General features: G+C 59.5%; 13 protein-coding genes and 2 pseudogenes. 6 read left to right on the top strand and 9 right to left on the bottom strand.

All coding sequences use genetic code 11. The annotated features are described in order from the left end of the window. Positions 1 to 102 precede the first annotated feature (102 nt). Both ACOJB8_RS19085 and ACOJB8_RS19080 read left to right on the top strand, forming a co-directional pair. Positions 103 to 600 carry a DUF6436 domain-containing protein gene (locus ACOJB8_RS19085; RefSeq protein WP_475013699.1) on the top strand — a complete coding sequence of 166 codons (498 nt, stop codon included), beginning with the start codon at positions 103 to 105 and terminating at the stop codon, positions 598 to 600. Between the two features lie 119 nt (positions 601 to 719). Continuing rightward, positions 720 to 1,320, top strand: a pseudogene (locus tag ACOJB8_RS19080) (SCO family protein). On the opposite strand, the gene cyoE reads toward ACOJB8_RS19080, so the two are convergent. From cyoE to cyoA, 5 genes are read right to left on the bottom strand one after another with little or no spacing between them, the layout of a single operon-like run. After that, a complete protein-coding gene (gene cyoE, locus ACOJB8_RS19075) occupies positions 1,272 to 2,177 on the bottom strand; it encodes a heme o synthase (RefSeq protein WP_475013698.1) in 906 nt (301 codons plus the stop codon). The pseudogene ACOJB8_RS19080 and the gene cyoE overlap by 49 nt on opposite strands. Positions 2,178 to 2,213: 36 nt before the next feature. Beyond that, on the bottom strand, positions 2,214 to 2,546 hold the full coding sequence (gene cyoD, locus ACOJB8_RS19070; RefSeq protein ID WP_368729102.1) for a cytochrome o ubiquinol oxidase subunit IV: 333 nt from the start codon (positions 2,544 to 2,546) through the stop codon (positions 2,214 to 2,216). Positions 2,547 to 2,548: 2 nt separating this feature from the next. Further along, positions 2,549 to 3,169: a cytochrome o ubiquinol oxidase subunit III gene (gene cyoC, locus ACOJB8_RS19065; RefSeq protein WP_475013696.1), complete on the bottom strand. Its 621-nt coding sequence runs from the start codon at positions 3,167 to 3,169 to the stop codon at positions 2,549 to 2,551. Beyond that, complete coding sequence (gene cyoB, locus ACOJB8_RS19060) at positions 3,147 to 5,144, bottom strand: cytochrome o ubiquinol oxidase subunit I (RefSeq protein ID WP_475013694.1); 1,998 nt, start codon at positions 5,142 to 5,144, stop codon at positions 3,147 to 3,149. The genes cyoC and cyoB overlap by 23 nt, the downstream gene beginning before the upstream one ends. Positions 5,145 to 5,151: 7 nt before the next feature. Next, positions 5,152 to 6,057, bottom strand: a complete 906-nt coding sequence (gene cyoA, locus ACOJB8_RS19055; protein ID WP_475013693.1) for a ubiquinol oxidase subunit II — start codon at positions 6,055 to 6,057, stop codon at positions 5,152 to 5,154. Positions 6,058 to 6,614: 557 nt separating this feature from the next. Between cyoA and ACOJB8_RS19050 the strand changes: the two genes are divergently transcribed. Next, positions 6,615 to 7,103, top strand: a complete 489-nt coding sequence (locus ACOJB8_RS19050) for a hypothetical protein (protein WP_475013691.1) — start codon at positions 6,615 to 6,617, stop codon at positions 7,101 to 7,103. Positions 7,104 to 7,351: 248 nt separating this feature from the next. On the opposite strand, the gene ACOJB8_RS19045 is transcribed toward ACOJB8_RS19050, so the two are convergent. Genes ACOJB8_RS19045 through ACOJB8_RS19035 form a run of 3 tightly spaced genes read right to left on the bottom strand, consistent with a single transcriptional unit; the run spans position 7,352 to position 11,242 of the window. Next, complete coding sequence (locus ACOJB8_RS19045) at positions 7,352 to 8,041, bottom strand: response regulator transcription factor (protein WP_475013690.1); 690 nt, start codon at positions 8,039 to 8,041, stop codon at positions 7,352 to 7,354. 31 nt (positions 8,042 to 8,072) lie between these two features. Continuing rightward, positions 8,073 to 8,444 carry a response regulator gene (locus ACOJB8_RS19040; protein ID WP_475013688.1) on the bottom strand — a complete coding sequence of 124 codons (372 nt, stop codon included), beginning with the start codon at positions 8,442 to 8,444 and terminating at the stop codon, positions 8,073 to 8,075. Then, positions 8,444 to 11,242 carry a PAS domain S-box protein gene (locus ACOJB8_RS19035; RefSeq protein WP_475013687.1) on the bottom strand — a complete coding sequence of 933 codons (2,799 nt, stop codon included), beginning with the start codon at positions 11,240 to 11,242 and terminating at the stop codon, positions 8,444 to 8,446. Before ACOJB8_RS19035 ends, ACOJB8_RS19040 begins: the two co-directional genes overlap by 1 nt. Positions 11,243 to 11,698: 456 nt before the next feature. On the opposite strand from ACOJB8_RS19035, the gene ACOJB8_RS19030 reads away from it, so the two are divergent. After that, positions 11,699 to 13,480, top strand: a complete 1,782-nt coding sequence (locus ACOJB8_RS19030; RefSeq protein ID WP_069266168.1) for a winged helix-turn-helix domain-containing tetratricopeptide repeat protein — start codon at positions 11,699 to 11,701, stop codon at positions 13,478 to 13,480. Positions 13,481 to 13,729: 249 nt separating this feature from the next. Here the strand turns inward: ACOJB8_RS19030 and ACOJB8_RS19025 are convergent, their stop codons facing one another. After that, positions 13,730 to 13,855, bottom strand: a complete 126-nt coding sequence (locus tag ACOJB8_RS19025) for a hypothetical protein (RefSeq protein WP_256094829.1) — start codon at positions 13,853 to 13,855, stop codon at positions 13,730 to 13,732. 907 nt (positions 13,856 to 14,762) lie between these two features. On the opposite strand from ACOJB8_RS19025, the gene ACOJB8_RS19020 reads away from it, so the two are divergent. Further along, complete coding sequence (locus ACOJB8_RS19020; protein ID WP_475013836.1) at positions 14,763 to 15,521, top strand: gluconate 2-dehydrogenase subunit 3 family protein; 759 nt, start codon at positions 14,763 to 14,765, stop codon at positions 15,519 to 15,521. Continuing rightward, positions 15,522 to 15,881 (top strand): annotated as a pseudogene (locus ACOJB8_RS19015) (GMC family oxidoreductase); the annotation flags it as partial.

Raw genomic sequence — 15,881 nt, 5'->3', positions numbered from 1 at the left:
CCCCTGATGCGTCGCCGCCTATTCATCCTGTTTCTCTGTGCAGCTGTATGCATTCTGGTCGGGACCGGTGTTGCACTGTGGCGATACCTCGGCGTTGGTGGAGTGTCCAGTTACTCGAATCAGCCTGTTCTCTTCGAAGACGCCGACCTGCGTCTGCCGCCGGACCTCGCGGGTAATACCGGACGCATTCGTGTCGTGCATTTCTGGGACCCCGACTGCGTAAGCTGTAACGAGAATACCGGCGCCCACTTGAACTATCTCATCACGATGTTCAGGGATGCGGATATTGACTTCTACAGCGTGCGCAAGCCCGGTACCCACGGACAGTTACCGGCCTTTCTGCGAGGCAAAATCAAGCCATTACGGGGAATCGAAGGAATGGAGCGCATACCGGCCAGTCCCGCTATCGCGATTTGGGATGCGAATGGAAAGCTCGCCTACGCGGGACCCTACAGCACGGGCCTTGTCTGTAGTTCGAACAACAGTTTCGTGGAGCCGATTCTCAACAAGCTGGTCGAAGGGTTACATGTCGAGCCTGTTCCGATGGTCGCCGTCGGCTGCTATTGCCCCTGGTATACCGCCCGCGGCCGGCACGGATAGAGGTGTATCGTTGGTCATGCTAACGACACGCTGTGCGCCGCACGCAACCAGCGTCGCCACTGCCTCCGACTCATGGGATTTCAGCATGTCCGAGGCCATGAAGCGCCGTCCGTCCCAAAATGCTCCGTTACCACGTCGCCGCCGTCTGCTCGGTGCTACGCTCCTTCTCGAACGGCAAAAGAATCTCATCGAAGCTGCACGGTATCGATCTGTCATCGACGAAGCTACCGGGGACGCTCTATCTGCGCGATACCAACGGCAATCCGCGAACGCTTGAGGACTTCCTGGGCAATGTGGCCTTGCTTCTCTTCGGATACATGCGGCGTCCAGACGCGTGCCCAACGACTCTGGCTCGCGCTGCACAGATCAAACGGCTGCTCGGAGATCAGGGTAAGGGGCCGAAGACAGTCGTTATTTCGCTTGATCCCGCCGGCGATTCTGGAGGCCTACACCGCGGCCTTCGAGCCGACGGTTATCGGACTATACGGCGACGCGCAACAGACAGTTGAAACCGCCCGATCCTTCGGAGCGTACTACCGGAACGTCCCGTCCGGTAGCTCGTGTTCGATGGAACACCCGGTATTCGCTTACGCAATCGACACGAAGGGTGTGGTGCGCTTCGCGCTGCAATATGAGGAAAGTGCCGAGGACAGTAGCAAGCTCGCAGCGCACTACCCCCGGAAACCCCTCGCAATCGGCGCGAGATGGGATGCCGGTTGAGGCGGGCAGCCATCCACCGACATCGCGGCGCTCAATACGCTCACGATGATGATCGATGCAAAGAAGATCTTGCGTGCCCATCTGCCCTCGTTTGCCGCGGTGCGTCCCGCAACGCCGAGCCCGAACCAGTACAGCCCCGCCACCAGCGCCGCGAGCATATAGATCTTGCCAGCATACCCCAGGAAGCCGAGCGTCAGGGTGGCCGCCGTAAAGGCGACAATGTAGGCCAACATGTGGCGCTTCGCGGCCGCAAAGCCGCAGACAACCGGAAAAACTGGAATGGCAGCCGCGCGATAATCCTGGGCCCGGAAGATGGCGATCGCATACGAATGGGGCATCTGCCAGAGACTGAACATGACTAGCAATGTGACGGCGGCGGTGTCGAACCGGCTGGTCGCCGCACAATATCCGACGACTGGCGGCATCGCGCCGGCAATGCTGCCGACCAGCGTCCCATATACCGAATTGCGCTTCATGTAAAGGCTATACAGTCCAACATACACGGCGTAGCCGACGAGTATCAGCGCGAGGGGCAGGAGCGAACGCGAGCCAGCGTAAAGCACGCTTATGCCTGCGAGGCAGAGCACGACACCATACAGTAACGCGAACGGCACCGGTACACAGCCGGTTACCATGGGACGATTGCGTGTTCGCGCCATCAGGCCGTCGATATCCCGGTCGATCACATTGTTGATCACACACCCGGACGCGACGACCAGCATGACGCCGACGGCAACGAGGCCGCCCCGCAACCAGTCGACACTGCCGTGCGAACCCAGCAGAAAACCGCCCGTGACGGCGACGAGATTGCCGATCACAATGCCGGGCTTAGTCAGTTGCAGGTAAGGTCGATACATGGTGCAGGGTGTTCTTCGTCGGATGCGTGCGCTGGATCAGTGGATCATCATGTTGAAGTGCATGCTCCAGATGATCCAGACCGAGAGCGCCACGACAATGAACAGGATCACAAGCGTGAATACGAAGCTGATCAGGTTCCAGCCGCCCTCCGAGGACCGGCTCATGTGCAGGAAGTACACGAGGTGCGCCACGAGTTGCAGGACCGCGAATATCACCGCCACGAGAAGCGTCGTCGCACGCGGCAGCATCGGATGCATGACCAGCGCGAACGGGATGGCCGTCAGGACGATCGAGAGGATGAAGCCCGTGTTGTAGGACCTCGCGCTGCCGTGGGCTTGGCCGGCGCGGGTAGTCGCATCGCTTGCCATGGTCAGAATGCTCCAATCAGATAGACAATCGTGAACACGCAGATCCAGACAAGATCCAGGAAGTGCCAGAAAAGGCTCAGGCACGAGAGGCGTGTCACATTGGCCGGTGTCAGTCCTTTGATCGCCACCTGGTGCAGGACAACCGCCATCCACAGCAGGCCGGATGCGACATGCAGACCGTGCGTGCCGACGAGCGCGAAGAAGCCAGACAGGAACCCGCTGCGCTGCGGTCCGAAGCCGAACGAGATCAGATGATCAAACTCGTGTATTTCCATGCCGATAAAGACAGCGCCCAGAATGAAAGTCAGGCTCAGCCACCGGAGCACGTTGCCCTGATCGCGCCGGTGCACGGCAAGCATCGCGTAGCCACAGGTGATGCTGGAAAGCAGCAGCACGAACGTCTCAGCGAGCACGTATGGCAGCTCGAAGATGTCCCTCGGGCCGGGACCACCTGCAAATGCGCCGCTCAATACCGCGTACGACGCGAACAGCGAACCGAACAGGATGCAGTCCGACATCAGGTAGATCCATAGGCCCAGTACCTTGCGCGAGCCTATGTCGTGGCCATCCTGCGCATGCTCCTCCCCGGCCCCGATTGATTCAATTAGTGTTTGCGTAGACATGGTTCAGATCTCGCTTCATGGGAGGAACGTGTGCTTTCTCGATCCGTTCGATTTCGTCGGCCGGAACGTAGTAATCCGTATCGTCGTCGTAAGAGCGGACGATCACCATCGCGATCGTGGCAAAGAAGCTTGCACCCGCGAGCCACCAGATGTGCCAGATCAGCGCGAAGCACAGCAGCAGGATGAATACGCTCAGGATGAACGGCACACCGGTGCTGCGCGGCATATGAATCGGCTCGTATTTCCTCGCGGGCGGCGGCACTCCGCGCTTCTTCGCCTCGTAGAATGCGTCGACGGCATCCGCGCGCGGCACCACGGCAAAGTTGTAGAACGGCGGCGGCGATGACGTCGACCACTCTAACGTGCGCGCATTCCACGGGTCACCCGTGACGTCGAGGTTCTGCTTGCGGTCGCGGATACCGACAAGAATCTGCGCGATGAGGAAACCAATCCCCGCAAGGATGAAGACAGCCCCCACCCACGCGACCAGGAGATACGGCGTCCAGGCGGGGTTGTCGTAGTGATTCAGGCGCCGGGTCATGCCCATGAAGCCGAGCATGTAAAGCGGCATGAACGCGAGATAGAAGCCAATGACCCAGCACCAGAACGAGTATTTGCCGAGACGCTCGTTAAGCTTGAAACCGAAGGCCTTTGGGAACCAGTAGTTCAAGCCGGCGAAATAGCCGAACAACCCGCCGGCGATGAGCGTATTGTGGAAGTGGGCGACGAGAAACAGGCTGTTGTGAAGGAGGAAGTCGGCCCCCGGAATGGCGAGCAAAACGCCGGTCATGCCGCCGATCGTGAAAGTCACGAGGAACGCCAGCGTCCAGAGCATGGGCGTCGTGAACTCGACGCGCCCGCGGTATATCGTGAATAACCAAGTGAAGATCTTCACTCCGGTCGGAATGGCGATGATCATCGTCATAATACCGAAGAAGCTATTGACGTCCGCGCCCGAACCCATCGTGAAGAAGTGGTGCAGCCAGACGAGGAACGACAGGATACCGATCGCCAGCGTCGCGCCCACCATCGAGTTATAGCCGAACAGCTTCTTGCGCGCGAACGTCGATGTGACCTCGGAAAAGATCCCGAACGACGGGAGAACGAGGATATACACCTCAGGATGCCCCCACGCCCATATAAGGTTCACGTACATCGTCGGATTGCCGCCGAACTCATTCGTATAGAAATGGAAGCCCAGGTAGCGATCGAGTGCGAGCGCGGCCAGCGCAACGGTCAGGATCGGGAAGGCGGCAATGATGATCACGCTAGTGACGAACACCGTCCACGTGAAGATCGGCATCTTCATCAGCGTCATCCCAGGTGCTCGCATCCGGAGAATGGTCACGAAGAGGTTCACGCCCGTCAACAGCGTCCCCAGACCTGATGCCTGTAGCGACCATATGTAGTAGTCCACCCCCACTCCAGGGCTGAACTCTATGTCCGACAATGGTGGATAGGCGACCCAGCCTGTCTGCGCGAATTCGCCGACGCCGAGCGACAGCATGACGAGCACGACGCCCACGACGAACAGCCAGAAGCTGAAGGCGTTCAGGTAGGGATACGCCATGTCACGAGCCCCGATCTGAAGCGGCACGACGATGTTCATCAGGCCAACGACGAACGGCGTAGCCGCGAAGAAGATCATGATTACGCCGTGCGCCGTGAAGATCTGGTCGTAGTGATGCGGCGGGAGGTAGCCTTGGTGCCCGGGACCGGCGAGCGCAAGCTGTGTTCGCATCATGATGGCGTCGGCGAAGCCGCGGATCAGCATCACGATTGCCACAAAGATGTACATGATGCCAATGCGCTTGTGGTCGACCGTAGTAATCCAGTCGTTCCAGAGCACAGCCCATTTTTTGAACCATGTGATCGCGGCCAGAACCGCCACGGCGCCGACCACAATGCCCGCGAGGGTGACCGCGATGATCGGCTCGTGCAGTGGCACGTCCGCCCATGTCAATTTGCCGAACATGAATGGGTTACTCCTCTCTTTTCGACGAAGCGCTGACGTTGAGAGCTGTATGTGCCGCGGCGTCCGCTCCCGGAGCAACGAACTGGTCGATCACAGCCCTGAAAAGACCTGGCTGAACCCGCGAGAATTGCACAATGGCAGTACCCTGGCTGGGCTTCGCCACTTTCTGGAAGGTGGAGAAATCGAGCCGATTAGGTGAGGTCTGGACCTGCCTCACCCAGCGTTGGAAGTCATCCTCGCTGGTGGCGGTCGCAATGAACTTCATGTCGGAGAAGCCGGGTCCGTTGAAGTTGCCCGACATGCCGCGGAACTTCCCCTCCTCGTTTGCCATGAGGTGCAGCTGGGTTCGCATGCCCGCCATCGCGTAGATCTGGCCGCCGAGCTGGGGAATAAAGAACGTCCCCATCGTCGAGTTCGAGGTGATGCTAAACGCCACCTGGCGATGTGCAGGGAATACCAGTTGATTGATTGTGGCAATACCGAGGTCTGGATAGATGAAGATCCACTTCCAGTCAGTTGCGATGACTTCGACGTTGATGGGCTGGCCGGGCACATCGAGCGGCCGGTACGGATCCAGCTCGTGTGTCGATTTCCACACGATGGTTGCCAGCGTGACGATGATCAGGATCGGGATACCCCACACCACTGCTTCGATCCGTGTGGAATGCGCCCACTCGGGCATATACGTGGCGTTGTGATTCGACGCCCGGTACTGCCCCGCAAATACAAAGGTCAGCACGATGGCCGGCAAGACCACGATCAGCATCAACCCGACGCACAGGATGATGAGGTCGCGCTCCTGAAGGCCGACGCTGCCCTTCGTGTTAAACAGGACCCAGCTGCAGCCACCGAGGCCTGATAGCCCCGCGATTACGGCAGAGCGACAAAGAACTTTCCGGCATATTTCTCTCATAAAGGCACCTTGCTCTATGGCCGCCCTAAAAGCGGCAGGGAAAGGGGCGAAGGAAGACTGCACAACCCGGAGCGGAACTTCATTCGATGGGCCCCTCGATGTACCCGCTCGGCCTACCGAATCATCGAGACGCCTTGCTGCCGCGATTGCCTATCGAGTCGTCCTGATAGTCGCCTTTCAGAGATAAGGTTAAGCGCAAGGCGGCGCCCGACTCAAATGCACAATGGTGTAGGAAGGTCGACGCGTCGACGCGAGTGAATTTCGTTTCACCCCTCACCCAAAGTGTCATTGCGGCCACATTGGGCATGGCCTAAATTCGTTCACAGGCCGATGCTCCAAACGCAGGTCTTCCACGCGCCGACGCATGGCATCCCCTACGTCGGCACAGATTCTCCGTAAATGGCCGCTATGTGCATTGCACTGTGCTGTGCCGCTAAAGCCGTGGCAGCAGCATTGCCGCCCTTTAACAGAAACGCCTGCTCAATCCGTTGAACGTAGCTTGGCTCCATGGCGGCTGCGCGATAAGGACAGGTTTCCCGCCCAGAGGAGGATTTCTCGTGGATCGCAAGAAAACAGCCAATATGATCAACCCGATGGGCTACAAGGACGTTTTATCCGAACGTATTTCAAAGAACCTCGTCGAGCTAGCAAAAAACAGGAACCTGCTGTTCAACGCATCTGTCATCGCGGTATGCGTCTGGGCAGTGATTGAGACACCTTTGGAGCTTGGTGGCGCGCTTGATCGGACCGGGCTGCTTGCCTTGGTAGCGTCGAAGGTACTGCTCGGCTTCATTGGCACGGCCGCTATAGCCAACCTGCGCTTTACCCGTCAGGTTTTCACGTTCATCTGTGGAGTCGGCGTGTTCGCCATAGCACCAGCGTTACCTCTTGAGTATTCGCGCAGCGTTGCCATTGCGATCTTCTCGACGGTTGAGTGCATCGGCAAAGCGGCGTGCGTTGCATCGTTCGCCATCGCGTCGTCAGCAGGAGACAGTGTTGGCGTCCATCTGAGCGTAAGAAAACGCACGACCGACGACCAAACGTGAGCTTCCGGGCCGCATTGTATCGGCAGAATCAGCGCACCAGGCGGGCAGCGTCGATACTTGCGCGTCAGACGCATGGCGCGTACGTGCAAGCGCTCATACGAACGCCGCGCTGCATCCGTGCTCGACACTCCCGGATCGATGCCCGAATTCGTCGCTGGCCGATCGGAGAAGCGGGAGCCGGAGCGCACACGGCTTCCTGGTGCATGGTCAGGTCGCTCGAGTAGTCTTCCAGCGATATGCCGACCGCTTTACGCGACTTTTTGCAGCGCGGCCTTCGGCGCGCGGTCAGGATGAAGTCTTCGCGCCAGGCTTATCAGTTCGGCGAGCGAGTGGGCGTTCATCTTTCGCATGACTTGCCTGCGGTGCATCTTCACAGTGATCTCGGCGATGCCGATCTCGGCCCCCACCTGCTTGTTCAGAAGTCCGGTCACGACCAACGCCATGACCTCGCGCTCGCGCCCACTGAGTGAAGCGTGGCGATCCTTGATCGACTGCAGCTCGGCTTCCTCGTTCAACGCCACGCGGCTGCACTCGATGGCATGCCGGATGGCATCGAGCAGGACCTGGTCGTCAAAGGGCTTGGTGAAAAATTCAACCGCGCCAGCTTTCATGGCCTGCACGGTCATCGGCACGTCGCCGAAGGCGGTGATGAAGATGATCGGCGTGTCGGAACGCTCGGCGGCAATAAGATTCTGAAGGTCGAGGCCGCTGAGATCGGGAAGCATGACGTCTAGCACCAGACAGCTCGGGGCCCTGTCGCGCGGACGTTTGAGAAAGTCCTGTGCGCAGGTGTACGTCTCTGCCCTGAGACCGGCAAAGTGAATCATGGCTTCGAGTGCCTCACGCACCGAGACGTCGTCGTCGACGACGAAGACGACCGGCGTGGCTTGCGCCGGCGAAAGTTCCGATTCACGTTCAACTACATGAGATGGTGTCATTGAAAACTCCATTCGTAAGCGCCTGGACGAATCATTTGACGCGGAGCGTGGCCCGGATCGCCCCGAGCAGAGCGGTGTCGCTGAATGGTTTGAAGAGACATTCAACGGCGCCCTGTCCTGGCACGCGTGGGCGGAGGGATTCATCTTCATGCGCTGTAATGAAGACGATCGGAACGGTTTGCCGGCGCCGCACCAGTTCGCGCTGCAGGTCCCGGCCGGACATGCCGGGCATGCACATATCGACGATCAGGCAGTGCGCCTCGCCTACACAGCTGGAGGCCAGGAACGCCTCCGCCGAAGCAAAGGCCTGCGCTGCGAAGCCGAACTCGTGCAACAGGTCAGGCAGCGATTCGCGCACCGACTCGTCGTCGTCGACCACCACGATAAGCGAGCGTTCGACCATCACAGGTCGCTCACGAACTGCTCTGCGTCCGGGCGCACCGGCAAGCTCCTATCGACAGAACGGGCCGCGGGCGCCTCGAATTCGGCTCGAGACGGTAGCGAGAATGAAAACGTCGCGCCAAAGCGCTCATTCGAGCTGGCCCACAAGCGGCCACCGTGGCTCTCGATGATGCGTCGGCATACGGACAGCCCGATGCCCATCCCTTCCCTCTTGGTCGTGAAAAACGCGTCGAATAGCCTGCCCGCATGCTGCGGGTCGATGCCCACGCCGGAATCAGTGACAGCGAATCGCACGTGGTCGCCATCCTCGCGCTCTATCTTGACCAGCATCTGCCGTGGACGATCATCGATGCCATTCATCGCCTCGACGGCATTGAGAAGCAGGTTCAGCACCACCTGCTGGAGTTGGATCCGGTCGCCTGTGGCCGGCCGCAGGTTGTCGGCAGTTTCCAGTCGTAGCACGATCCGTTTGTTCCGAATCTCTGCGCGCAGCAGTTCGATGACGTCGTTCGCGGCTTCAACCAGATCGACGGCGTCCTTCGTCACCGCCTTCTTGCTGAACAGTGCGCGCAGACGCGTCATCATCTCCGAGGCGCGATGTCCATCCCGGATCGTGCGCTTTACGGTCCCGAGCGCACCTTCGACATTGGGCGGCTGGGCGCTCAGCATGCGCAAGCCAGTGCTGGCGTTGGTCATGATGCCGGCCAGCGGCTGGTTGATCTCGTGCGCAATCGAGGCGGTCAGCGCACCCAGGCTGTTGACCCGACTTGCGTGAGCTAATTCGACGCGCAGGCCGTAGAGCGCTTCTTCGGACTCCCGGCGCTCGGTGACATCATGTACCGCACCGATGTAGTCCAGCCAGCCCTGTGGGCTACGCGTCGCGTGAGCCTGTATGCGCACGTACCTGACCGAGCCGTCGGACCGGAGCAGGCGGTGCTCGAACTCCAGGTGCTGGCCGTCTTTCGCCCGCTCGATCATTTCGTGCAATAGATGAAGGTCGCCGGGGTGGACGCGCGTGGCGATCGTATCCATCGTGACTCTCACCCCTGGCTCGAAGCCGAAGATGCGATAAAGCTGTTCCGACCAGGTGAATGAACCAGTCTCTGGGCGCCAGCTAAAGCTTCCGCTCAAGGTGAGCTGCTCGACTTTGGCCATCAGCGCCGCGCTCTTGCGCAGTTGCTCCTCCGCCTTCCTGCGTGCCGTGATGTCACGTGTAACGCCCAGTTGCACGATTGCGCCGTCGCAATCGTGCATCGGCGCGGCATGGGTTTCGAGGTGCCGTCGCTCATAGTGTGGCGAGATGAAGTCGAACTCCAGGACGCCGTCCCGTCCCGAGCAAATGTTTCTGTTGAACTCGACATAGCGCGCGCGATGTTCAGGAGCCACGAAATCGAAGTAACACGCTCCGATCACACCTTCCGCACGCACCGATCTCAAAGCGCGGCGTGCAGCCGAGTTGGCGCACAATACCGTCCCGTCGTTTGCGAGGACCGTCACGCAGTCCGGCGTCGTGTCCACGATCGCACGGAAGCGCTCCTCGCTTCGCTTCAGTGCGAGTTCGCCCTGTGCACGCTCGATCGCAATACTCGCAAGGTGTGTAAGCCGTCCTGTTAGATCGGATTGAAACGGAGAGGGGGTTCCAGGCTCCGACCGGAATAACGCGAATGTTCCCAGCACTTCGTTTGTACGTGACAGGATCGGGGTCGCCCAGCACGCGCGCAGACCATGTGCGAGACTCAGGTCGCGCCATGCCGTGGGCCAGCGTGAATCAGACGCGATATCTGATACGACGACCTGCTCGCTGCGCGACGCTGCTAATCCGCAGGGTCCCAAGTCCAGGTGGACGCGGCCGCCACTCGAAGGATAGGTGTAGGTCAAAGCGAGGCCTGCCGCATTCACCTGCTGGAATGTCATGTCGCCGGGTTCGATCAGCGCAATACTGCAGAAGCAGTCGCTCACGATCTGCTCGACCAGCCGGCATAAGTCATCAAGAACCGTGGGCAAGGGCAGGCCCATGGCGATCATTTCGAGCAGGCGCTTCTCGCCCGCAAGCAGCGCCTCGGCTCGCTTCCGCTCGTCGATGTCCGTCTGCAGGAAGTACCAGAGAGCGATTCGCCCCTCCTTGTCCTGCAACGGAAAGCCTTGTACGCGAAACCATCGATAGACGCCGTCCGCGCGACGATGACGGGACTCAAAATCGTAAGGCTCGCCGGTTCTGAGTGACGCATAAAATCGGGCAACAGTCGCACGTCGATCATCCGGGTGGGTAAAGTCTCTGCTAGTCCACTGCTTCAGTTCTTCGAGCGTCGCCCCTGAATATTTGAGCGTATGGCGGTTGGCTTGAAACACGTCCCCGTCCGGCGTAAAGAGAATGACGCGCGTAGGCAGTCCGTCCACGATGAGCCGAAAGCGCTCCTCGTGTGCCTTCAGGGCCGCTTCGGCCTGCTTACGGTCCTCGATATCCGTGTTGATCCCGCACCACTTCGCGACTTTGCCGGCAGCGTCGACGACCGGACTGACACGGCATAGAAACCAGCGATACGTGCCATCGAAGCGACGCATTCGCGCTTCCAACTCGCCCTGCACGCCGGAAGCAACGACCGCTCGCCAGGCTTCAAGCAGCGCGGGCCGGTCCTCGGGATGGACCGCAGACTGCCAGCCCTCGCCGCACGCGTGCTCGACGGAGAGACCCGTATAGTCCGACCAGGGGCGATTGACGAATTCAATGCGACCGTCCGGCAGTGCGGTCCAGACCAGGCCCGGGAGCGCATCCACCGTACTTCTGAGTTCATATTCCATCGCGGTCCTTCCCTTCAGGCGCGCTACCAGCGCGAGCTTTTCCAATCTGCGCCCGTATTGGCGCGCGCTGCACTTCTGGCCATTCCCGGAAGAGATGCGCACGTCGAAGGCTCACGAAAACTTAAGTATTCCCTTCAAAATAGATCGCTCCGACGGGACCATTGTTAGTCTGAAAGTGCCCGGAAGTCGTGAGGAGACGGTGATATAGGCGGGGAATTTTAGTGAGGAATGGCTTTCGGCGATCGGAGCCTTTGGTGGCGCACCTCGAATCCAATCCGTGTCGATGTGCCCTCCGTCACGACGCTCAGTGTTCCGGCCTGCCTTTAATAATATCGATGGAGCCTTTACGGTAGTTGTCCAGACTTGCTATACCGTTCCTGACCAGGCGGATGCTCGTGCGGACGGTATTCAGCAAAGCTATAATTCTGATAACCGACCGGCTGGTGGAGAGACCCGATGGACGACCTCCGAGTGGGGAACTGGGTGGTCACCCCCAGCCTCAACAGCATCTCTTCCATGGGCCGGACCGTTCGCGTCGAGCCGAAAGTAATGGAAGTGCTGGTGTGTTTGGCCCAGCACCCGGGAGACACGGTTTCCAAAGAGCAGCTCTTTCAAGCTGTGTGGCCCAAGACCGTGGTGACCGAGGATGTATTGAAGCGCTGCATCGCTGAGTTGCGCCGCGCCTTTGTCGACGATGCCCGCGATCCGCGCGTCATCGAGACAATTTCGAAACGAGGCTATCGACTGCTTGCACCGGTAACTGCAGGCAGCGCCACGCCTGCGCCCACTGAGAGTGTGGTAAGCGATTCCATCGTGGTCCTGCCGTTCGTCAACATGAGCGCAGATCCGGAGCAAGAATACTTTGCCGACGGGATCACTGAAGAAATCATCGACGCGCTCGCCCAGATCCAGGAGCTTCACGTCGTGGCACGAAGCTCCGCCTTCTCGTTCAAGGGTAAGCACATCGACTTGCGGATTGTGGGCGAGCAACTGAACGTGCGCACCGTTCTCGAGGGAAGTGTGCGCAGAGCGGATAATCGCCTGCGTATCACGGCGCAACTTGTGTCTGCGGTGGACGGATATCATCTCTGGTCGGAGCGCTATGACCGTGAGATGAACGATGTTTTCGCTATTCAGGAAGAGATTGCCCAAGCGATAGTGAAGCGGTTGAAGATCACGTTCCCGTGGAATACGAGAAACCTGACTAATCCTGGAACCCCGAATCTCGAGGCATACGAGTCCTACCTGAAGGGTCACGCTCTGCTCTACAAGAGGGGTCCCGCTATTTCACGTGCCCTCGCCTGTTACCAGCGGTCAGTGGATCTCGATCCAGGCTATGCATTGGCGTGGGCCGATCTTGCCGATTGCTACTCGATGCTTTGCTTCTACGGGTTTGCGGCTCCTCAGGCTTTCATGCCCAAGGCCATAGAGGCCGCTCGGCACGCGGTGGCATTAGATCCTTCGCTCGCCGAAGCACACTGCACCTTGGCTCTCGCCTACCTGCTCTGGGCCTGGAACACAGCGGAGGCCGAGCGTGAGTTTCTTTGCGCGCTACAACTGAATCCGAAGTACATCTCGGCACTCGGCTGGTACGGGAGTGCTTATCTCCAGTTCTCGGAAGGGCGGCTGGCGGAGGGAATGGAGCAAGCGAAGCTAGCGCTGGCAGCGGACCCCCTATCAGCCTACGCACACGCCTTATACGCACTGACCTGTATTGTGGCGGGCAAAACCGGGGAAGGCGTGGAGGTCAGCCGGCGCGCCGTCCATCTCGATCCCGAGAGCTTCCTTGCTAACTGGGTGCTGCAAATGGCACTGCTGTTGAACGGCCAGTTCGAAGAGTCTATCGCGGCGGGAGAATCGGCATTGGCCATGTCCGGCCGGCACCCCTGGTCCATGGCCTGGCTTGCCGTGGCACTCGCAAGTTGGGGCAAAGCCACTGACGCCGATGCGATTTTCGCCGAAATGCAGGCCCGAGCCCGTCGTGAATATGTTACGCCAACGGCGCTCGCTATCACGGCTTGTGCGGTGGCGAGGGAGGATGAGGTGATTCGCTACGCCCGCGAAGCGTGCGAAATTCGCGACACTAATTTATTTTACTTTTCCAGATATTTTCCTTTGTCACACCGGTTGTATCGTTATCCGCAGTTTTGCGAAATCATTGCACAGATGGGGCGCAGCGATTGGTTGCGCGATCACCCGCCGCTAACGGTTACGCAGGAGCCACGTGCGCAGGAATGAATCGCGCTCGGTGGCTGATGCTGAGTCACTGAGGCGTCGTGGTTTACCGGAAATCGCAGTTTGTTGACTCACTCCGCCTCATGACCTTCAGTCATTTCCGCGAAACACTTCGTACAACAGATGACTGTAATATTCGAGCAATAGTTCACGCGCTTCTGGGCGTCCTCTTTCAATTCGCCGCATTCATCGCAGCGAGTCAAGGCACGGAACTGCAACGGTCGTGAGCGCCACCGTTCGATTGCGTTCATGTCAGCAGCCTTCACGTTGATCTCGTGTGCCGGCAGCGATGATGTTCATCGCCATCTTCGGTAGTTCTGTCGACGTCGGATCTTCTCGGCGTAGCTCAAGCAAATCCCTTGCGTACATGCTCATCATGGTCCTCTCGTTAGATATGAGGCTATGGTCAACAGTCCGGTCTTGCCGGATTACGACAGTATGGCCTACGGGCGTTTTGGTTCCGCTTCTGCAGCATCACCATTGCGACGCGTCCATACCATCTACTTCAAAGAGATGGTTACGACGGGAGCATTATTGGTGTGGATGTGCCCGAAAGTCGTGAGAGGACAGTAATGTCGAAGTGAAATTTTGGTGAGGACGGTGCTATGCAGTCAGTGAACAACGGGACATGACAGCACTCTAGGCTGCAATCGGTGTAGCGGTCCACTGCACAATGGCTTACCTACATCTATGTGTCGATGGGAAGTAGCGCCGTGTCACATGTAACCCAAAGTGCATTTGCGTCTACGCTTGGCTTACTCTAGATTGGCTTTCAGGCGGAAGGCTTGTTGTGGATTTCAGGAAGCGGCCGACTTGGCCAACCCGAGAGACTAATGATCTTTAAAGCCATTGACGCGGCGGCGTAGAGTGTCTCCCCGCTTAGTGGCTTGGGTCTCCTCGGCCAGCTTGTCATGCACATAGGCCTACTTGGTGCCGTAAGGGGTAACGTTTCCGTTACTTCTGGACATACGGATTGGGTTCGAGGTCGTGCTCATCGGCACAGCGCTTATTGTGACCACGCAGCTGAGCATTGATATAAATTAGGATGCCGAATGTATCTTTATCTGACTCAAAAGGACGAGGCCCGTGGCATACGGCACCCGATCCAGTACCCATAGAAATGCATCGTTGGTAGCGCTAATCGGTACGCTTACTGGCCGCGATCTAACCCTCGTTGGTACCGCGTCCTGATTGCCGGAGCAATCAGTGGTCTGCTTCACCAATTGGTGATCTCCAGTCCCCGCTTGCCGCCTCAGCCGAAGCCGGCCGCGCAGTCTTGATACGGATTTCAACTATGTCAGACTCTCCTCTCACGACACGCCGCGGCTTCCTGCGCACGGCAGCGGTGCTCGTGCCCGCCAGCGCACTGGCGGGCTGCGAGGGCGGCAAGCAGCCGTCGAGCGAAACCGCCGCGGCGGGCAGCGCCGCCTCTGCGCCCAACGTCAAGCCAGAAGCCCATCAGGCCGTCGCCTACAAGCCGCGCTTTTTCGACGCGCGCGAGTGGGCCTTTGTCGAAGCCGCCACCGACCGTCTGATTCCCGCCGACGCCGAAGGCCCCGGCGCGCTGGAAGCCGGCGTGCCCGAATTCATCGACCGGCAGATGGACACGCCTTACGCGCACGGCGCACTCTGGTACATGCAGGGGCCGTTCCAGCAAGGCGTGCCCGAACTCGGCTACCAGCTGAAGCTCGTGCCGCGCGACATCTACCGGCTCGGCATCAAGGCCGTGAACGCGTACTGCACGAAGGCCTACGGCAAGGACTTCGACGCGCTCGACGCGAGCACGCGCGACAGCGTGCTCGGCGCGCTCGAGGCGGGCAAGGTCGAACTGGACGGCGTGCCGGCCTCCGTGTTCTTCGGGCAGTTGCTGCAGAACACGCGCGAAGGCTACTTCTGCGACCCGATCCACGGCGGCAACCGCAACATGGCTGCGTGGAAGATGATCGGCTTTCCCGGCGCACGCGCCGACTTCATGGATTTCGTGAACCAGAACGGCAAGCCCTATCCGTACGGCCCGGTCTCGATCAACGGGGAGCGTACCTGAATGGCGATCAAAAAACCTCACGTCGATGCCGTCGTGGTCGGCTTCGGCTGGACCGGCGCGATCCTCTCGAAGGAACTGACCGAAGCGGGTCTGAAGGTGGTGGCGCTCGAGCGCGGCGAGTATCGCGACACCTACCCGGACGGTGCGTACCCCAACACCATCGACGAGCTCACGTACAACATCCGCAAGAAGCTCTTTCTCGATCTTTCGAAGACCACGGTTTCGATCCGCCACGGCGTGAACGACACGGCCCTGCCCTACCGCCAGCTCGCCGCGTTTCTGCCCGGCGAAGGCGTGGGCGGCGCGGGCCTGCACTGGTCGGGCGTGCATTTCCGCATCACGCCCGAAGAGCTGCGCCTG

This window comes from Paraburkholderia sp. BR10141 (genome assembly GCF_056155635.1).
Note: the sequence above shows the minus strand (reverse complement) of the source record. Positions and strands in the feature narration are given on the sequence as shown.